The following is a 17,432-nucleotide window of genomic DNA, read 5'->3' on the forward strand; positions in this document are numbered from 1 at the left end:
GTTTAGGAAGGCTTGGTTTTAAACAGCTTGTTGGAAAACAGGATCCCCGGACAAATCCCCGTGATCGCCGCCAGCAGCAGGAATATCGCCGGGATGTAGAGGACCCAGCTGGCAACCGCGAAACCGGTGTGCCAGATCCCGGCCCAGATGACGGCACTGATAACAAACAGGAAAAAACGTATCGGTGCACCGACCTTTTGAATAGTCATATCTCACTCCTTTCATCCTGAATGGACACAAGGGTGAGTATAGCCGCTTATGCATGCTAAAGTAGGCGGCAGATAACAAGAATCGCCCGGAGAACCCCTTGTCTGCACAGCCTCCTCTGCATAGCTGGCGCGAAGCCCTGCTGGTCTACACCCGCCCGCGTGTGATCGGCATGCTGTTTCTCGGCTTCTCCGCCGGCCTGCCGTTCCTGCTCGTATTTTCAACACTCTCTGCCTGGCTGACCGTGGCCGATGTCAGCCGCGCGACCATCGGTTTTTTTAGCTGGATAGGCATTACCTATTCCATCAAGGTGGTCTGGGCACCGGTGATCGATCGCCTGCCATTCCCCGTGCTGACCAAACATTTTGGCAAGCGCCGGGGCTGGATGCTGGCCGCACAGATTGGTATCGCCGGCGGCCTTTTTGGTATGGCCCTGACCGACCCGCGAGCGGACCTGACCGTGATGGCCCTGTTTGGCCTGCTCGTCGCCTTCAGTTCCGCGACCCAGGACGTCGCCCTGGATGCCTATCGCATCGAGGCCATCGATAAGGAATACCAGGGCGCGATGGCGGCCATGTATATCCTTGGTTATCGAATAGCCTTGCTGGTGGCGGGTGCCGGTGCACTATATATAGCGAATTTCACGGATTGGTCCCTGACCTACGTAGTCATGGCCATGCTCACCAGTGTCGGCATGCTGACGGTGTTGATTATCCGTGAGCCGGCGCATAAGATTTCCGCGGCCACGCGCGAACAAGAGTCACATATAGCCGAGCTGATTCTTCATGCCAGCCACCTGCCATCCCGCCTGCAACGCTTGCAGGCCTGGTTCAGCAGTGCGGTGGTCAGCCCGTTTGTTGATTTTATTTCGCGCTACGGCAAGCTGGCCCTGGTCATATTATTTTTTGTCGGCGTCTACCGTATCTCGGATATCACCATGGGTGTGATGGCCAATCCCTTCTATCTTGACCTTGGTTTCAGCATGATTGACATCGCCAATATTTCCAAGGTGTTTGGCTTCTTTATGACAATTGCCGGTGCCGCGACGGGTGGCATCCTTGTGGTGCGCTATGGTATCCACAGGCCGCTCATCCTTGGTGCCGTGCTCGTCGCCGTGACCAATTTATTGTTTGCCTACATGGCGACACTCGGCCCTGACAAGCTCTGGCTGGCGATCGTCATCAGCGCCGATAATTTCTCCGGTGGTCTGGCAGTGGCGGCCTTTATCGCCTATTTATCCAGCCTCACCAATGCAGCGTATACCGCCACGCAATATGCCCTGTTCAGTTCGCTGATGACCCTGCCGGCGAAGGTCCTCGGCGGCTTCTCGGGGGTGATCGTCGAAGGCTACGGGTATGAATGGTTCTTCAGTTATGCCGCGCTGCTCGGTGTGCCGGCGATCGTCGTTGCGATTTACCTGACCGTTAGCCCGGCGGCACGACAACTGCAAACCGAGGCCAATGGCAAGAAGGTCTAAGTTGCTTAGCGTACAGTGAGGTTTACGCCTTACCCTGTCCCCGCCCGGCGCGTTTCATCTTGATGACCCGAAGTAATAAACGGAACTCGAACACCATGAGCAGGGTGCCGATGGCGATCAGCACCGTGGCGAAGTCCTTGTTACCCAGTAAGGGGTGGATACCGAACCGTCCTTGAGGAAACCAAAAAACCCCAGGCCAAGAAAGACTGCGGCCAGGGTAGAGATGATGCTGAGCATAATCTGATTTTGTAACATTGTAATGGCGCCGTTAAATGTTTTTTAGGCCTTACTTTTTCTCGCCAAAGACCCGGTAGCCAATGATCGCCCCTGCCACGAAACCTATTGGCGTCATGACGAAAATACTAATGTTTGGTATTTGTGGTTCAAGTAACCAAATCTCGATTCGTACCGATATCATCCAGAAGAAGTAGGCAAACACCACACCAGCGATAATACTGAACAGGATTCTCATACAAATACCTCGCTTAAAGGCGAATAGATACTAAGCAGGTTCAAGAACCGGGCATTGGACGCGACAAAAAAGCGGAGGTCTACTTCCGCTTAAACCGATAAATCGCAATCTCACCCAACAAATTCGGCAACAACCGCATCCCCAGACCGGCCTTATGGGATCGGTCCACCACGGTGCGTTCAATAATATGAATGCCGTTATTCCGGCACAGGTGCTCAAAGTCGGTCAGCGTGCAGAGGTGAATATTCGGCGTGTTGTACCACTCGCTGGGCAGGATTTTGGTCACCGGCATGTGCCCACCAAAGGCCAATTGCAGGCGTGAGCTAATATGACCAAAGTTGGGAAAGGTGACAATGCCCTCATGACCGACGCGCAACATTTCATTAAGTAGCCGATCGGGGTGCTTGACGGCCTGCAGCGCCTGGGTCATGACAACAAAATCAAACGGCGCGCCTTCAAAGTCAGAGAGGCCTTCATCGAGGTCGGCCTGGATAACATTCACACCACTTTGTATACACTGGACGATGTTATCGATATCAATCTCAAGACCATAGCCCTTGACCTTAAGGGTGTCATTCAGGTGCTTGAGCAGGGTGCCATCACCACAGCCAAGATCCATGACGCGACTACCGGGGGTGATCCACTCACTGATGATCTGCAGGTCGGGACGCAGTTCGCTCATGCGGAGACCTCCTTCACCCGCTGGCTCATCCAGGCGCCGAAGACATCGAGGTAATGCTGAATGGGCAGCAAAAAGGCATCATGGCCATGAGGGGCCTCGATATCGGCATAGCTGACATTGTGATTGTTGTTACGCAGCGCACGCACGATCTCGCGCGAACGTTCCGGGGCAAAACGCCAGTCGCTGCTGAATGAAATCACCAGGAAGTTTGCCCGCGCATGTGACAGGGCCTTGCTCAGGTCATGGTCATAGTCGGCGGCAGGGTCAAAGTAGTCGAGGGCCTTGGTCATGAGCAGGTAGGTGTTGGCATCGAAACGGTCGACGAAGCTCTGGCCCTGATAGCGCAGGTAACTCTCGACCTGAAACTCGACATCGAAGCCATAGTTGATACGTCCTTCGCGGAGTTCACGGCCAAACTTTTCGCGCATCGCATCATCGGAAAGATACGTAATGTGTCCGAGCATACGCGCGAGCATCAGGCCCCGGCGCGGCACCACGCCGTGTTCGCTGTAGCGACCTTCATGGAACTCGGGGTCGGTCATAATGGCCTGACGCGAAACCTCGTTAAAACCGATATTCTGCGCGGTCAATTTTGGTGCCGAGGCGATGACGGCGGCATTCCTGATGCGGTCAGGGTAATCGATACTCCATTGCAGCACCTGCATACCACCGAGGCTGCCGCCGATCACGGCTTGCCAGCTGTCGATGCCGAGCCGGTCGGCGAGCAGGGCCTGGCTCTTTACCCAGTCTTTGACGGTGACGATGGGAAAGTCCGGGCCGTAGGTCTTGCCAGTGGCCGGGTTGATACTGGTTGGCCCGGAACTGCCCTTGCAGCCACCGAGATTATTCAGACTGACGACATAAAAGTGATTTGTGTCGATGACCTTGCCGGGGCCGATACAGGCATCCCACCAGCCGGGTTTGCGATCTTCCATGCTGTGGTAACCGGCGGCATGGTGGTCCGAGGACAGGGCATGGCAGATCAGGATGGCGTTCGATTTATCGGCATTGGCTTCGCCGTAGGTCTCGTAGATGAGGTCGTATTGCGGCAGCGTGCGACCACAGACCAGCGCCAGCGGGGCATCGAAATGCATCGTCTGCGGGCTGATTATGCCAACGGAGTCTTCCGGGATGCGATCAGGCATGGGGCGCTTTAAACTCTGCGAAGTACTTCATACGCAGAGTCTAAAGACAGCGCCGCGTGGTAGCAAGCCTGTCAGGAGGCGTCGGCGGCAGCGGCGCTATCTTCGTCACTCGATAGCGGTGCAACAAACGGCCTTTTGACCACCTCGAGCATCAGATTGATGGCCGATAACTGGCCTTCGAGTGACTGCAATTCCTTTTCCAGTTCCTCGATCTTGCCTTCCAGGGTGTCACGCGACTCGCTGATGCGGCGCAGGGTCTCCAGGCGCTTCTCAATGGCCTGTTTGTGTTCCTTGACCTGGGCGGTGATAGGCCCGATGACCTCTTTGGACCAGCGGCTGGCCTCCTGGTTAGCGTTGAAGAAGATATTGCGTGCCTTGCTGACCATGGAGATAAAGAACTTCTTCACCACGAAGCCCTGCTCACTCATTGTTGTTACCGGGCTCTTGCGGAACAACTCGGCCTCGCGGTAGAGCAGGTCGAGTTCCTTCTTGAAACGATCAGTGGTGAACAGCTTTGGTTTCATATCCTTGAAACCGTGCTCCTTGTGGAACTTGTGATAGATCGCACGTACCAGTTTGTGGATCTCGAGTGCCTGTGTCGAGGCATTGTCCATAGTCTGGGTTACGTTATCAAAGAAGGACTTCATGCCGCCCTTCATCCCGGCGGTGGTCCAGCTGCCTGTCATGTCCTTGCGGGTCTGCGCCACGAGCTTGTCGAGGGTGGTCAGGTCGAGTTGCTCAAGCAGCTTGGCGGCATAATTGCCCATGATGCGTTTGCTGGTGCTCAGGTTCTCGACGTTCTTGTTGTAAACAATCTGCTCCTCGCGGGTCTTTTTCAGCAGGTGCATAATGACGTCGGCATTCTTACCGCAAAGGGTCTGCAATTCAGCATGTTGTTTGTTGGTCTGATCGACACGCGCCTGCAGGGTGGTGCGGTCATTCTCGATCATGGCACCGATCTCGGCGATGATGTTCTCGCTGATGATATGGTGTTTCTCGGGCAAAATATCACGGCTCAGGGCATGTTCGAGTGCCGGCAGGCCACTGTTGTTGAGTAGCACATCATCCTCCTTGACGCGCGCCAGCAGGCCTTTCTGCGCCGAGACAGGGAAAATATTGTCACGATCAATGCGGAGTTCTTCAGCGGTTTTCCTGCACTGGCTCTCGATACTGTCGTGGATTGCCTTGGGTTCCTTGAGCTCGTCCCAGAGTGTGTCGATCTTGTTCATCACCACCAACAGGCCCTTGTTGTGGCTGAGGCGGTAGGTATTGATATGGTGATGCCACATGTCCATGTCAGACTTGGTGACGCCGGTATCGGCACCAATCAAAAACAGCACCGCCTGTGCATTCGGCAGCATGTTCAGGGTCAGTTCCGGCTCGCTGCCAATAGCGTTCAACCCCGGGGTATCGAGCACGACCAGGCCCTGTTCCAGCATCGGGTGCGGGAAGTTGATCATGGCGTGACGCCAGCGCGGGATTTCGATGTGCGTGGTGGTAATGTCCTGCGATTCGAGATGCGCATACTGTTGCTCATCATAGAGACCGAGTTCCCTGGCACGCTCAACGCTGACACGCTTGGTACGCGTGACCTCAGAGAAGGCCTCGGCGAGACTGTCGGCGGAATCGATATCGAGGTTGATGTTGGTCCACTCGATCTCATCCTGCTTTAATTCGGCAATGCTCTTTTCATCCAGGCGGGTTTCAATGGGCAACAGGCGGATATAGGGACGCTCGGCGCTGCTATCGTAAAACAGTTCGGTTGGGCACATGGTGGTGCGGCCGGCCTGTGAGGGCAGCAGGCGGCGCTTGTACTGCGAAAAGAACAGGGTATTGATAAGCTCAGTCTTGCCACGTGAGACTTCGGCGACAAAGGCAATCGTGATCCTGTCTGACTTCAGGGCCTCGAGGGTTTCGTAGATGCGCAGATCATTTTCCGGCGCGCTCAGGCCGTTGTCTTCCAGCCATGCCTGGTAATTGCCGATCTCGCGGATCAGGTCGTTTTTCCATTTTGCGTAGGCCTCGACCTGCTGCATTAACTCATTATTCATGGCAAAACATTCCTCGACCCCGGCGTGGGGGTGTAAAAACCCATCTTCAGGGTAAAGTTCCGGATGGTGGGATTCCGTGAAGCCGGTCACGTTTTTTTATTGATTCTATATACTTTACTTATAGACCCTGTGGAAAAAAAATCAGGTATGTTTTTGGTATCGGTAGCAACTCTATGAAACTTGAATGTTTTTTACTCATTCCCACGGGTCACTCCCGGCGGGAGTTGTCGTGGCGCGCGGATGCGCAGGCGCTTGTTGCGTTGGCTGTCGCCGCTCTCCAGCATGACCTGTTGCGGGGCAACACCACAGGTCTTGGCAAGAAATTTGCGCAACAGGCCATTGGCCTTGCCCTCGACCGGCGGCGCGGTGAGGCGGATCTTCAGGCGGCCGTCTTGTTCGCCGATGATTTCATCACGACTGGCCCGCGGCTGCAGGCGCACCAGCAGGATCAGGTCTTCTCCCTGCCAGCGGTAGAAGGTGTCCATGAGAGTGCCTAGTAGAAGACGATCCGTGCCAGGCCGACGGGGAAGCCGAGTTTTACGGTCAGGCCGATGAGCGGCGGCATGAGCAGCATGCGTAGGATATAGATGCCCAGGATCACGGCCATGGGTGAGAGGTCCATGCCACCGATCGGTGGGATCAGCCGACGAGCCGGGCGCATCAGGGGTTCGGTGAGGTTGGCGATCACGGAGGCGACGGGGTTGTAGGTACCGGGGTTGATCCAGCTCAGCAGCGCGAGGATAAAGATGCCGAACAGGTAGACATATAAAAGGAGCGAGACCAGCTTGGTGATGCTGGCCATGAGCAGGCCGGGAATGCTCAGGCCATCACCGAAAGCACCGCTGAAAAGGCCGAGCAGCAGCAGCGCCACACACTGTAGGGCGAACAACAGCACCAGCGAGGCATTATCGATGCCACCCCAGCCGGGGATCAGGCGGCGAAGCGGTCGCAGGGCCGGGTTGGTGACCTTGACGATAAATTGCGAGATAGGATTGTAGAAATCGGCGCGCACGGTCTGTAGCAAAAAACGCAGCATGACAACGAGTATGTACAGGCCAAACAGGGTATCAATGAGGAAGATAATCGGTGCGGCGAGGTAACCATTACCCATTATTTTGCCCCCAGTTGGTCGGCCAGTTCGGCAGCGCGGTCATTGGCGGACTGCAGTGCCTCGATAAACAGCGCCTCGAGCCCGCCCTCGCGCAGCACGGACAAGGCGCGTTCGGTGGTGCCGCCCGGCGAGGTGACGCGTTCGCGCAGGATGGCCGGGTCTTCGCTGGATTCGAGGGCCAGTTTGGCGGCGCCGAAGGCGGTCTGGATAGCCAGCAAGCGGGCCGCATCGGCCTCAAGGCCGAGGGCCTTGCCGGCGCTCGCCATCACCTCCATGACATAGAAAAAGTAGGCCGGGCCACTGCCGGAGAGGGCGGTGACCGCGTCAAGCTGGGCCTCATTCCCCAGCCACAGGGTGATACCGACTGCCCGCATGATGGATTCGGCCAGTTCGTGCTGACTGGCGCTGACCTGTGCATTGGCATACAGGCCGGTGGCCCCGCTCTGCACCATTGCCGGGGTATTCGGCATGGAACGGACTATCGCCGTATTGCCTCCCAGCCAGCGATCGATGTCGCTACTGCGGATGCCGGCGGCGATGGAAATGATCAAGGGTTGCTGTTGTTGCACGGCCTCGGCCATGGCACTGCAGATCTCGTGCAGGGCCTGGGGCTTGGTGGCCAGTACCACGGCCTGGGCCTTGGCAACGGCCGCAGAGTTATCGGTCTCAGTATGGATACCGTAGCGGCTGGCGAGAGCCGCACGTTTGTCGGCATCGGGCTCGGCGACGTGGATACAATCGGCGGCGTAACCATCAGCAATCAGGCCACCGATAATGCTGGCGGCCATGTTACCGCCACCGATGAAGGCAATATGAGATGTAGTCATAGGGGCAAGATAATGCCAGTTAAGGTTTTATACAAGGCCGGGTTGTTGGGACTATTTTGAGTTTCGAGCTGGGAACGCAGAGGGCGCAGAGGGCGCAGAGGCGCAGAGAGCGCAAAGGATCTATAAAAGGGCATTTCCCGATGGATTCAACTTGTCGAGTAGAGGGTTATAAATACGGGGATTTCTTTTCCTGTCAGGTGAGGGTAAGAGGAAAACACTGTGATTTTCAGTTAAAAATAGAGAACAGCAGATTTTTAATCGATATTTCTTCGCGACCTTTGCGACTCTGCGCTAATAACTCAGGAGTCAGGTACTTCTTGTTCCGAAAATGGCTGTGCCGATACGCACCAGGGTGCTGCCCTCGGCGATCGCGGCCTCAAGATCATCGCTCATGCCCATAGACAGGGTGTCCAGTTCAAAGCCCTCGGCAATCAGCTGTTGCTGGCACGCGTACAGGGCGCGAAAGGCCGCGCGCTGTATCGCGACATCATCGCTGGCGGCGGGGATGGCCATCAGGCCACGCAGGCGCAGGTTCGGCAGCGTGGCAATGGCCCTGGCGAGCGGCAGCACCTCATCCGGGCTGACGCCGGCCTTGCTGGCCTCCTGACTGATATTGACCTGCAGGCAGATATTTAAGGGGGCGGCACCCGGTGGGCGTTGCTCATTGAGGCGGCGGGCGATCTTTACCCGTTCCACGGTGTGCACCCAGTCAAAGTGCTGGGCAATATCGCGGCTCTTGTTCGACTGGATCGCACCGATAAAGTGCCACTCCAGGTCCAGGTCGGCCAGTGCGGCGATTTTCGGCAGGGCATCCTGCAGGTAATTCTCGCCAAAGGCCCGTTGCCCCGCCGCGTGGGCCTGGCGGATATCCTCGGCCGGGCGGGTCTTGCTCACCGCGAGTAACTGCACGGAGTCTGGATTGCGGTCACTGCGCTGGGCGGCCTGCTCAATGCGTTGTTTAACGGCCAGCAGCCGGGATGTGATGTCGGTCATACCAAAATCTGCGGTTAGGCTATACTGTAGAAAAAATTGACCGAACCGATAAGGAACTGTCGGCCTGTAGTATATACGATACGATTAACAATATTTTCTGCATAACGAGAAAGTCCCCCGGGAGGATTCAATGGATATTGCTGAACTACTTGCCTTCGGTGTGAAGAACAACGCCTCGGACCTGCACCTGTCCGCCGGCCTGCCACCGATGATTCGTGTCGATGGTGACATTCGTCGTATTAACGTGCCAGCACTGGATCATAAGCAAGTACACAGTCTCATTTACGACATCATGAACGACAAACAGCGTAAGGACTTCGAAGAATTTTTCGAGACCGACTTCTCGTTTGAAATTCCAGGCCTGGCGCGTTTCCGCGTCAATGCCTTTAACCATAACCGTGGCGCGGGTGCGGTGTTTCGTACCATTCCCTCGCGTATCCTGTCGCTGGAAGAACTCGGTGCGCCAGCGGTGTTTAAGGAGATCTCCGATGTGCCGCGTGGCATTGTGCTCGTCACCGGCCCGACCGGTTCCGGCAAGTCGACCACACTGGCCGCCATGGTCGACTACAAGAACGATAACGAGTTTGGGCACATTCTTACGGTTGAAGACCCGATCGAATTTGTTCACGAGAGTAAGAAGTGCCTGGTCAACCAGCGTGAGGTGCACCGCGATACACTGGGTTTTAATGAGGCGCTACGTTCGGCCTTGCGTGAAGACCCGGATATTATCCTCGTTGGCGAAATGCGTGACCTGGAAACTATTCGCCTGGCCCTGTCTGCGGCGGAAACCGGGCACCTTGTATTCGGTACCCTGCATACCAGTTCTGCCGCCAAGACCATCGACCGTATTATCGACGTGTTCCCGGCCGCAGAAAAAGATATGGTGCGTTCGATGTTGTCAGAATCCCTGCGCGCAGTTATTGCCCAGACCCTGCTGAAAAAGATTGGCGGTGGCCGTATTGCTGCGCACGAGATCATGATCGGCAATCCGGCGATTCGTAACCTCATTCGAGAAAACAAGGTCGCGCAGATGTACTCCGCCATCCAGACCGGCCAGGCCGTCGGCATGCAGACCCTCGATCAGTGTCTGAAAGACCTGGTCGCCAAGGGTCAGATCACGGTACAGGATGCACGTATGCGTGCGGTAAACAAGGAACAGTTTTCGTAAGCGGATTGTTCCACACGATATTCTGAAAACTAAGGTATACAGGCATGGATTTTGATTCGCTGCTCAAACTCATGGTACAGAAAAACGCATCTGACCTGTTCATCACCGCCGGTATGGCCCCGTCGCTGAAGGTCAACGGCAAGATCACGCCGGTGACCAAGAACACCTTGACCCCGGGCCAGGCCATGGAAGTGGTAGAGGGGATCATGAGTGAGGCACAAAAGAAAGAGTTTCACGATACCCATGAGTGTAATTTCGCGATCTCGGCCTCCGGTATAGGACGCTTCCGCGTCAGTGCCTTTATCCAGCGTAACCATGCCGGCATGGTACTGCGAAAGATCGAAACCAAGATCCCTTCACTGGAAGAGCTGCGTCTGCCGGCGATCATCAAGAACCTCGCCATGGTCAAGCGTGGTTTGGTATTGTTCGTCGGTGGTACGGGCACCGGTAAGTCGACCTCGCTGGCGGCGATGATCGGCTACCGTAACAAGAACACGACCGGGCATATCATCAGTATCGAAGATCCGATCGAATACATTCATCAGCATGATGGCTGCATCATCACCCAGCGTGAAGTCGGCCTGGATACCGATTCATTTGAAACGGCACTGAAGAATACCCTGCGTCAGGCACCGGATGTCATCCTCATTGGTGAGATCCGGACCCGCGAAACGATGGAGCACGCGATCACCTTCGCCGAGACCGGTCACCTCTGCCTGGCGACCCTGCACGCCAACAACGCCAACCAGGCGCTGGACCGTATTATTAACTTCTTCCCGGAAGACCGTCGTAACCAGTTGCTCATGGACCTGTCACTGAACCTGAAGGGTATTATTGCCCAGCAATTGATCCCGACCCCGGATGGCAAGGGCCGTCGCGCTGCGATCGAGGTGCTGATCAATACACCGCTTGCCGCCGACATTATTCGCAAGGGTGCGGTACACGAATTGAAGGAACTCATGCGCAAGTCCAACCAGCTGGGTATGAGGACCTTCGACCAGGCGTTGTATGAACTGTATACGGCCGGTGAAATCACTTACGAAGATGCCATTCACGCTGCCGACTCAGCCAACGAACTGCGTTTGATGATCAAGCTCGGCGACAAGGCGGCTGCCGAAAACATGGAATCGGCCGTTGAGGGTATGACCCTGATGGAAGAAGATGACAATAGCCCCGGGGGCGGGCTGTCATTCTAGTTTGCTGACGCGAAGTGACACGGGTGACTTAGGGCTGCCAGATTAAAAAGACGATTATCGATCACTGTTTCATCATGAGTTAGTTTTTCACAATTAACGACGATGCAAGCGTATTGAGTGCAGCAATGGTTTCGGCGGAGAAGTCCTGAGAAATCTTGTCTTCCACCAATGCAACCTCGCTTTTGGCCAGGGTCAGCCGGTTCAGGCCGGACTCAGTCAGCTTGATGTAAAAAGAGCGCTTGTCATTTGGGTTATTAATGCTTTCAACAATCCGCGCCTTAAGGAGGTTGTTGACTAACACACTCATGGTGGCGCGCGTGACATTCAAATGCCGACTCAGGTCCGAAACCGTAATTTTTCCGGAGCACTCCAGGAAGAGCATGGTACGAAACTGCGGCAGGCGCAATCCGGAATACATCAACGCCAGATTCAGTTTCCTCTCAAATGTCTGAGTGGCTTCCAAAAGCTCGATAACGCGCAAAGACTCCATAATCATGCCATCTTTTTGTAACTAGTTAGTTAGGCTAACAATCAAAAAACATATTCACTATATTACCTTATTTTAATACTCTTTAAACAGGTCGGCGGATTGATATATCCCGCCATTAATGAATATAAAACAGAACCAGCCTGATTATAGGAGAGATACGATGAGTGCAGTAATTGGAAGTAATGCCCTGGCAGAGGTTTCACTCGAAAATAAGATAACAGACCTGGAAGCCCAGGTGAAAGAGCTTAAGCACAGGATGCCCGGAGATAAAGTCTCAATAATCGTCTTATCAGGCGATTTTGATAAAGCCATGGCGGCATTTATGATGGCCAATGGCGCGATAGGTATGGGCATGGAAGTCACCATGTTTTTTACCTTTTGGGGATGCTCGGTGATCAAAAAAGGGCGAAAGCTAAAAGGTAAAAAATTCACACATAAACTGATCAATATGATGCTGCCTGCAAACAGCAAGGATCTGGCGCCTTCACAAATGTCTTTTGGCGGCATTGGCCGAAAAATGTTTAACTACATGATGAAGGGTCAAATGTCTTCACTGGAAGAACAAATTGAGATCGCAGTAGAAGCCGGGGTGACTTTTCAGGTGTGCTCTCCGTCACTGGGTATGATGGGCTTTGATGAAGATGAATGGGCCGTACCCGTTGATATTTGTGGGGTTGCGGCCATGTATGAAGTCGCCTTGAATGCGCGGACGGCCTATTTTATATCCTAGTGATCAAAATGGCAGGCATGAAATTCCAAGGGGCCAGTAGCACATATAAAATTGCATTTCTATGTGCTACTGCGACCTCGATTTTCGCTGTTATGACGTTTAATGGATTCTGAATGATCTCCTGGCACTTATAATCACCCTCGCCAGGAGTGATATCCTTATTTTATAAGCCTCAACAGATCTGCCCATAATTGCGCAAAGTCATCCCCCTTAAGGGAAATAAGGATGGCACCACATACCATGAGCACTGCGCCTGCAAACGTTCGCCATGTCAGCATTTCTGAAAGAAAAACTGAGGCGAGAATAATAACAAAGACGATACTCAGGCGATCGATAGCCACCACAGCGGAAACCATGCCATCGCGAAGGGCGAGAAAATAAAAAAGCCATGATAGCGCACCGGCAATACCCGCCAATACCAGCAGCCCCCATTCCTTTCCGCTAAGGTCGATGACGGTGAAATTGTGAAATTTACCCAATCCCCAGGCAAGCACCAGAAGAAAGGCCGCCATGATGATTGAGCGTAGCGTGGTTGCTAGCGTCGGATCGACTTCACGGAGTCCAAGTTTTGCAAAAATAGCAACGAGTGCGGCCGTGAATGCAGACAGGAAGGCATAAACAATCCACATATTTTTATTCTCCGGCTTTATATTCATAGGAGTTTATTCTTGTGAGTAGGTGGGCGGCTAGCGACGAAGCCCATCACAGTGATGATACGTAGGATATATTGTAGGCATATATTCATCTGGCATTAACCACCGAATGCAGTAAAACTCAGGCCGATATAAACACCGTAGCCAGACAGGAGTATGCCACCCTCCAGACGGCTTAGGCGCCGCCCCGTATACAAGAATAATAACAGGATCAGAGACGCCCCCAGCATGACCCATTGGTCGAATTGCAGAATTCTTGCGTGGACGGGGAGTGGTTGCAGCAGGGCGGAGATACCCAGAATCCCCAACAGATTAAAGATATTGCTACCCAGCACGTTGCCAACGGCTACATCGGCATGCCGACGTAATGCCGCGATCACCGAAATGGTAAGTTCCGGCAGAGAGGTACCCACGGCTACCAGGGTCAGGCCAATTACGGCCTCGGAAACGCCAAGCTGTTCGGCAATCCCGACGGCCCCCATGAGTAGCACCTGCGAGCCCACAATTAACAGCAATAGCCCCGTTAGCACGGTCGTAACCGTCCATGTTACGGATTTTGGCAGGGCGGTAAGTTCTTTGGCTTCGGCCTTGTGTAGTTCTGCAGAAGGTGCGGCATGATAGCGTTCGCTCCAATAGGCCCATACCAGGTAAGCCACCAGGGCCATCAAGAACATCACGGCGTCGGCGGGACCCAGCGTGCCGCCCCCGATCAGGACCAGAAACATGAACAATATGCTCGCCGCAACCATCGTCACAGCGTCCCGGCGTAATGCCAGCGGTTTGACTGCCATCGGTGTGATCAGCGCACATATTCCAAGAATCAGCAAAATATTGCCGATATTACTACCGACGACATTGCCAATAGCAATATCCGGCCGCTGGCTTACTGCGGCATCGACAGAAACCACCAACTCCGGCGCCGACGTGCCGAAGCCTACGATAACGATACCACTTAGCAATGGCGATACACCGAGGCGCCTGGCAGCCGTCAAGGCACCCCGGATCAATGCTTCACCGCCAACGGTAAGCAAGGCCACCCCGAGTACCAAAAACAGAAGATTTATCACGGTTCAGGGCCTCCGGGCATAGGGATGGGAGTCTTGATAGAGAACATGTCTTGTTTTGTCTCCACAGGTGCCGGGTTTTTGTAGGCTGACTACCTAATTATATAGTATTCTTTTTTGCGTCAAGCCTGGCATCAAATTTTTCTTTATTGATAATGAATCGCTCATGCCGGCCCCTGGAGATCAGGTCGATGCCATCATGGGCCTCCACGTCAAAAACAAGTTTTCTGCCTTCGACTGCAATCAAGACAACGCTAGCCGTGACCTCAAGGCCCGGTGGTGTTGCCGCTTCGTGGCTCACATCAATGTGCGTGCCAACGGTTTGCTCTTGTGGCCAGTCGAGATGCGGCTTAATGGCCTTGATGCAGGCCCATTCGAGGAAACCAACCAGGAAGCCGGTAGCAAAGACTTCAGGCATGGCCATGAACTCGTCTGACTCCGGATAGAGCGCCGGAACAGTTTTCGACGACGGGACAATGAATCGGTGCTCGTATCGGATACCGGGTTTCAGGGATTCTCTCATCGATCTCTCCACTGGCGAGAAAAATGTTCCTCAAGAAGTGCTTGTTAGCATTTTATGTGCGGCGCAATACTTGCTGGACAAAAGGCCACTTTTTTTCTGTATAGGTCTCTCGGTCTTCCTTATATGAAGTTGCCAGTTTTCTTTTTAAGTTTGCATACTGCGTTGCAATTATTTTATCTGAACGCAAAATATCACGAAATTTAATACGCGCTTTCCACAAAGGGCTTTCAAAAGGTATTAAGTGGAGGTGATGTGTTCTAAAAGCATCTGATGGTTTACAAAACCAATGCATTACATCCGTTTTATACGGCCAATATTCGTAACCATGTTCTACCAAGGTTTCAATTGCCGGTTTAGATCCTTCAAGGGACTTTACACCAAACATTACATCAATTACCGGTTTGGCAACCATATCCGGTACTGCTGTGCTGCCTACGTGTTCAATACCGCCGAAGTTCCACTCCCCTACAATGGCTATTAAATGGTTTTTTTCGATCTCGAATCTTTCAGGCCATGAAGGATCATACTTTTCTAAAATTACTGATGCTCGTTTCATATGATGCCATTTCCTTGGAATGCTACGCGCCCACGTAATGGACTTATTTGAAGAGCCAGTGGAAAACCAGCTACTCTTGATGCGTTTGTTAAGCTTAATAGTGATACTTCACGAGAGAGAAATTGTTTCTAATATTACAAACAATTTCTCTCTCGTACCTATTTCTATTATACGTGAACGTTCCTATGTTAGCCGGCACCATTAGTCTTGTAATGCTTTTCTAGTCTTGACGAAACCTTGCCCCACTCGGTACTGCTAACACGCTGCTGATGTAACTTGAATGCACCTTGAGAAGTAAACTCTTCGTATACATTAAATCGATTCTTATTCTCATGATCCTGAGATACTTCAAAGACTAAGCAGCCTTCTTCCCGCCGGGTTAATTGAATGTGATTCGCAAGCTCTCTCTTTACAGCAGCGAGGTCAGAATCAGCCACAAGAACATATCCTTCCAGAATAACTTTCGACAACTCTGACTCCTTTTAGATGTATAACGTAAAGTTGAGGGGCGCGCTGCTTTTGGCGCGTCCCTCTCGAACCCCGTGTTAGGCGCGCGCATTTCGCGACACCCACCAAGCAATAGGTAGCAAAAGAGCCAACGCACCGCCTTGGAGTATTGGAGTCATTAACACAGCGATAGCTCCCTGTGCATCTCGGTGCCAGAAAATGACATCCGCCAAAAATAAAATGCCCCCAATGGTCACTATGACTGCGACAACATACCAATGAAAAGATGCTGTTCCTTTACGCTGCAAGATTAATAGTGCTACGCAAATAATTACATAAGGGAGGATTAGCCAGACTGCGAAAAACACAAACGCACCAGTACTGGTCGGTTTAAGTGCGCTCACAAAAAAGATGGTAGTACACGCAGCAACGGCCATTAGGATGAAGGTAGTATGCGCTATCCATTTCATGGTGAGTGGCTCATTCCTCCATAGCGCCTAACTATAATTAGAAGGCCTAAAACGCCCCTTTCAAATAGACCTTTTGGGTTCTGATAAAAACAGACTTTACTATAATCAATGGATTAATGTTTTTTATAGGGCCTTTTTTAATAAAAATTAGTGCTGGTTAGTCGACCTCTCCCCAGAGGGCAGGATCGAGCATCGCCCAGTGGCGCGGCAAAATCAATAGCAGGGTGGGGATCTGATTGATGATTTAGGAATGATGATTGATGAATAAAAGATCGATCATCATTCATTAATCTTAAAAGACGCTTCTAGCGTCAAACACCGGCCCGTCGACACAGACGCGTTTCATGGCGGGGCCGTTTTCTGTCTCAACCTTGACTACGCAACCGGCGCAACCGCCGACCGCGCAGGCCATGAATTCTTCGAGCGAGACCTGGCAGGGCAGGTCGTATTCGGCGGCGAGTTTGGCAACGGCCTCGAGCATCGGGTGTGGGCCGCAGGAAAAGATTTCTACCTGGTTTCTTTCTTCTTCGCTCAGCGCATCGAGCCAGATGCGGGCGAGGTCGGTAACGTAACCTTCATAACAACCTGGGTAGCCTTGCAGGCTCGCCAGCCGGCAGATGACGCCCCAGTCTTCCATGAGTGGCATGCTGCCAATGACCTCGGCGGGCAGGCCGGGGATCATGTGTTGCGAGGGCTGGACCTTGAACGGAAAGGGCACTTCCGAACCGAGGATGACAAACGGTTCGTGATCGGTGTTGCGCAGGCTGTCGGCGATGAAGACCATCGGCGGCATGCCGACGCCACCCCCGATCAACAGTGGTCGCTTGCGCTCGGCGCTTGGCGCAAACGGACGGCCGATGGGACCCATGACACTGACGGTCTCACCGACCTTGCGTTCTGCGAGCAGGCGGGTGCCGTGGCCGAGGGCCTTATACAGCAGGTCGACATAACCGTTGCTGGCATCGACGCGCATGATCGAGATCGGTCGACGCATCGGCAACAGTTCGGCACAGCGAATGTGGACAAAACTGCCCGCCTCGGCACTGGCGGCGATCTTCGGTGCCTGCAGGCGCAGGATGTATTGATCACCGGCAAAGGCATCGTGCGAGAGGATCACGGCATCTTCAGTGAAAATCGTGTTGCGGTGTGGTTCGAGGTTACTCATAAGCG

Annotated in this window: 21 protein-coding genes; 4 read left to right on the plus strand and 17 right to left on the minus strand. The window is 53.5% G+C overall.

Features of this window, described 5'->3' with window-relative positions; genetic code table 11:
• Nucleotides 1-2: 2 nt before the first annotated feature.
• Complete coding sequence (locus EL386_RS01425; RefSeq protein ID WP_126452564.1) at nucleotides 3-209, minus strand: hypothetical protein; 207 nt, start codon at nucleotides 207-209, stop codon at nucleotides 3-5.
• 98 nt (nucleotides 210-307) lie between these two features.
• Here EL386_RS01425 and EL386_RS01430 point away from each other — a divergent pair, with 98 nt between their 5' ends.
• Nucleotides 308-1,684: an AmpG family muropeptide MFS transporter gene (locus tag EL386_RS01430; protein WP_232020226.1), complete on the plus strand. Its 1,377-nt coding sequence runs from the start codon at nucleotides 308-310 to the stop codon at nucleotides 1,682-1,684.
• Between the two features lie 286 nt (nucleotides 1,685-1,970).
• Here EL386_RS01430 and EL386_RS01435 read toward each other — a convergent pair whose 3' ends face one another.
• The 8 genes from EL386_RS01435 to EL386_RS01470 all read right to left on the minus strand — a co-directional run bounded on the left by EL386_RS01435 (nucleotide 1,971) and on the right by EL386_RS01470 (nucleotide 8,965).
• On the minus strand, nucleotides 1,971-2,156 hold the full coding sequence (locus EL386_RS01435) for a hypothetical protein (RefSeq protein WP_126452566.1): 186 nt from the start codon (nucleotides 2,154-2,156) through the stop codon (nucleotides 1,971-1,973).
• 79 nt (nucleotides 2,157-2,235) lie between these two features.
• On the minus strand, nucleotides 2,236-2,838 hold the full coding sequence (gene metW, locus EL386_RS01440) for a methionine biosynthesis protein MetW (RefSeq protein WP_420856719.1): 603 nt from the start codon (nucleotides 2,836-2,838) through the stop codon (nucleotides 2,236-2,238).
• Nucleotides 2,835-3,983 carry a homoserine O-succinyltransferase MetX gene (gene metX, locus EL386_RS01445; protein WP_126452568.1) on the minus strand — a complete coding sequence of 383 codons (1,149 nt, stop codon included), beginning with the start codon at nucleotides 3,981-3,983 and terminating at the stop codon, nucleotides 2,835-2,837. The genes metW and metX overlap by 4 nt, the downstream gene beginning before the upstream one ends.
• Nucleotides 3,984-4,054: 71 nt before the next feature.
• Nucleotides 4,055-6,034 (minus strand): dynamin family protein, encoded by a 1,980-nt coding sequence (locus EL386_RS01450; RefSeq protein ID WP_126452570.1) that lies wholly within the window; start codon nucleotides 6,032-6,034, stop codon nucleotides 4,055-4,057.
• Nucleotides 6,035-6,225: 191 nt separating this feature from the next.
• On the minus strand, nucleotides 6,226-6,519 hold the full coding sequence (locus EL386_RS01455) for a DUF167 family protein (RefSeq protein WP_126452572.1): 294 nt from the start codon (nucleotides 6,517-6,519) through the stop codon (nucleotides 6,226-6,228).
• A gap of 8 nt (nucleotides 6,520-6,527) precedes the next feature.
• Complete coding sequence (locus EL386_RS01460; RefSeq protein WP_172597574.1) at nucleotides 6,528-7,145, minus strand: YggT family protein; 618 nt, start codon at nucleotides 7,143-7,145, stop codon at nucleotides 6,528-6,530.
• Nucleotides 7,145-7,972: a pyrroline-5-carboxylate reductase gene (gene proC, locus EL386_RS01465; RefSeq protein ID WP_126452576.1), complete on the minus strand. Its 828-nt coding sequence runs from the start codon at nucleotides 7,970-7,972 to the stop codon at nucleotides 7,145-7,147. Before proC ends, EL386_RS01460 begins: the two co-directional genes overlap by 1 nt.
• Nucleotides 7,973-8,278: 306 nt before the next feature.
• Complete coding sequence (locus tag EL386_RS01470) at nucleotides 8,279-8,965, minus strand: YggS family pyridoxal phosphate-dependent enzyme (RefSeq protein ID WP_126452578.1); 687 nt, start codon at nucleotides 8,963-8,965, stop codon at nucleotides 8,279-8,281.
• A gap of 130 nt (nucleotides 8,966-9,095) precedes the next feature.
• Here EL386_RS01470 and EL386_RS01475 point away from each other — a divergent pair, with 130 nt between their 5' ends.
• Both EL386_RS01475 and EL386_RS01480 read left to right on the plus strand, forming a co-directional pair.
• The gene (locus EL386_RS01475) at nucleotides 9,096-10,133 is read left to right on the plus strand and encodes a type IV pilus twitching motility protein PilT (protein ID WP_126452580.1); all 1,038 of its coding nucleotides are present in this window, start codon (nucleotides 9,096-9,098) and stop codon (nucleotides 10,131-10,133) included.
• A 44-nt stretch (nucleotides 10,134-10,177) separates the two neighbouring features.
• Nucleotides 10,178-11,329 carry a PilT/PilU family type 4a pilus ATPase gene (locus EL386_RS01480; protein WP_126452582.1) on the plus strand — a complete coding sequence of 384 codons (1,152 nt, stop codon included), beginning with the start codon at nucleotides 10,178-10,180 and terminating at the stop codon, nucleotides 11,327-11,329.
• Nucleotides 11,330-11,408: 79 nt separating this feature from the next.
• On the opposite strand, the gene EL386_RS01485 is transcribed toward EL386_RS01480, so the two are convergent.
• The gene (locus EL386_RS01485) at nucleotides 11,409-11,825 is read right to left on the minus strand and encodes a MarR family winged helix-turn-helix transcriptional regulator (RefSeq protein WP_126452584.1); all 417 of its coding nucleotides are present in this window, start codon (nucleotides 11,823-11,825) and stop codon (nucleotides 11,409-11,411) included.
• 154 nt (nucleotides 11,826-11,979) lie between these two features.
• Between EL386_RS01485 and EL386_RS01490 the strand changes: the two genes are divergently transcribed.
• Nucleotides 11,980-12,549 carry a DsrE/DsrF/DrsH-like family protein gene (locus EL386_RS01490; RefSeq protein ID WP_172597575.1) on the plus strand — a complete coding sequence of 190 codons (570 nt, stop codon included), beginning with the start codon at nucleotides 11,980-11,982 and terminating at the stop codon, nucleotides 12,547-12,549.
• Nucleotides 12,550-12,707: 158 nt separating this feature from the next.
• On the opposite strand, the gene EL386_RS01495 is transcribed toward EL386_RS01490, so the two are convergent.
• The 7 genes from EL386_RS01495 to EL386_RS01525 form a co-directional block, all read right to left on the minus strand.
• The gene (locus EL386_RS01495) at nucleotides 12,708-13,205 is read right to left on the minus strand and encodes an EamA family transporter (protein ID WP_126452588.1); all 498 of its coding nucleotides are present in this window, start codon (nucleotides 13,203-13,205) and stop codon (nucleotides 12,708-12,710) included.
• Nucleotides 13,206-13,300: 95 nt separating this feature from the next.
• Nucleotides 13,301-14,269, minus strand: a complete 969-nt coding sequence (locus EL386_RS01500; protein ID WP_126452590.1) for a calcium/sodium antiporter — start codon at nucleotides 14,267-14,269, stop codon at nucleotides 13,301-13,303.
• A 97-nt stretch (nucleotides 14,270-14,366) separates the two neighbouring features.
• Nucleotides 14,367-14,789 carry a thioesterase family protein gene (locus EL386_RS01505; RefSeq protein WP_126452592.1) on the minus strand — a complete coding sequence of 141 codons (423 nt, stop codon included), beginning with the start codon at nucleotides 14,787-14,789 and terminating at the stop codon, nucleotides 14,367-14,369.
• Nucleotides 14,790-14,841: 52 nt separating this feature from the next.
• A complete protein-coding gene (locus tag EL386_RS01510; RefSeq protein WP_126452594.1) occupies nucleotides 14,842-15,345 on the minus strand; it encodes a GrpB family protein in 504 nt (167 codons plus the stop codon).
• Between the two features lie 188 nt (nucleotides 15,346-15,533).
• A complete protein-coding gene (locus EL386_RS01515) occupies nucleotides 15,534-15,815 on the minus strand; it encodes a putative quinol monooxygenase (protein ID WP_126452596.1) in 282 nt (93 codons plus the stop codon).
• A gap of 75 nt (nucleotides 15,816-15,890) precedes the next feature.
• Nucleotides 15,891-16,262, minus strand: a complete 372-nt coding sequence (locus EL386_RS01520; protein WP_126452598.1) for a hypothetical protein — start codon at nucleotides 16,260-16,262, stop codon at nucleotides 15,891-15,893.
• A gap of 292 nt (nucleotides 16,263-16,554) precedes the next feature.
• On the minus strand, nucleotides 16,555-17,427 hold the full coding sequence (locus EL386_RS01525) for a dihydroorotate dehydrogenase electron transfer subunit (protein ID WP_126452600.1): 873 nt from the start codon (nucleotides 17,425-17,427) through the stop codon (nucleotides 16,555-16,557).
• Between the last annotated feature and the right edge of the window lie 5 nt (nucleotides 17,428-17,432).

The organism is Sulfuriflexus mobilis, assembly GCF_003967195.1.
Taxonomy (GTDB): Bacteria; Pseudomonadota; Gammaproteobacteria; order AKS1; family AKS1; genus Sulfuriflexus; species Sulfuriflexus mobilis.

Coding starts and splice junctions, on each gene's coding strand:
- EL386_RS01425 (WP_126452564.1), bottom strand. CDS start 209: ATGACTATTCAAAAGGTCGGTGCACCGATACGTTTTTTCCTGTTTGTT.
- EL386_RS01435 (WP_126452566.1), bottom strand. CDS start 2,156: ATGAGAATCCTGTTCAGTATTATCGCTGGTGTGGTGTTTGCCTACTTC.
- metW (WP_420856719.1), bottom strand. CDS start 2,838: ATGAGCGAACTGCGTCCCGACCTGCAGATCATCAGTGAGTGGATCACC.
- metX (WP_126452568.1), bottom strand. CDS start 3,983: ATGCCTGATCGCATCCCGGAAGACTCCGTTGGCATAATCAGCCCGCAG.
- EL386_RS01450 (WP_126452570.1), bottom strand. CDS start 6,034: ATGAATAATGAGTTAATGCAGCAGGTCGAGGCCTACGCAAAATGGAAA.
- EL386_RS01455 (WP_126452572.1), bottom strand. CDS start 6,519: ATGGACACCTTCTACCGCTGGCAGGGAGAAGACCTGATCCTGCTGGTG.
- EL386_RS01460 (WP_172597574.1), bottom strand. CDS start 7,145: ATGGGTAATGGTTACCTCGCCGCACCGATTATCTTCCTCATTGATACC.
- proC (WP_126452576.1), bottom strand. CDS start 7,972: ATGACTACATCTCATATTGCCTTCATCGGTGGCGGTAACATGGCCGCC.
- EL386_RS01470 (WP_126452578.1), bottom strand. CDS start 8,965: ATGACCGACATCACATCCCGGCTGCTGGCCGTTAAACAACGCATTGAG.
- EL386_RS01475 (WP_126452580.1), top strand. CDS start 9,096: ATGGATATTGCTGAACTACTTGCCTTCGGTGTGAAGAACAACGCCTCG.
- EL386_RS01480 (WP_126452582.1), top strand. CDS start 10,178: ATGGATTTTGATTCGCTGCTCAAACTCATGGTACAGAAAAACGCATCT.
- EL386_RS01485 (WP_126452584.1), bottom strand. CDS start 11,825: ATGATTATGGAGTCTTTGCGCGTTATCGAGCTTTTGGAAGCCACTCAG.
- EL386_RS01490 (WP_172597575.1), top strand. CDS start 11,980: ATGAGTGCAGTAATTGGAAGTAATGCCCTGGCAGAGGTTTCACTCGAA.
- EL386_RS01495 (WP_126452588.1), bottom strand. CDS start 13,205: ATGAATATAAAGCCGGAGAATAAAAATATGTGGATTGTTTATGCCTTC.
- EL386_RS01505 (WP_126452592.1), bottom strand. CDS start 14,789: ATGAGAGAATCCCTGAAACCCGGTATCCGATACGAGCACCGATTCATT.
- EL386_RS01510 (WP_126452594.1), bottom strand. CDS start 15,345: ATGAAACGAGCATCAGTAATTTTAGAAAAGTATGATCCTTCATGGCCT.
- EL386_RS01520 (WP_126452598.1), bottom strand. CDS start 16,262: ATGAAATGGATAGCGCATACTACCTTCATCCTAATGGCCGTTGCTGCG.
- EL386_RS01525 (WP_126452600.1), bottom strand. CDS start 17,427: ATGAGTAACCTCGAACCACACCGCAACACGATTTTCACTGAAGATGCC.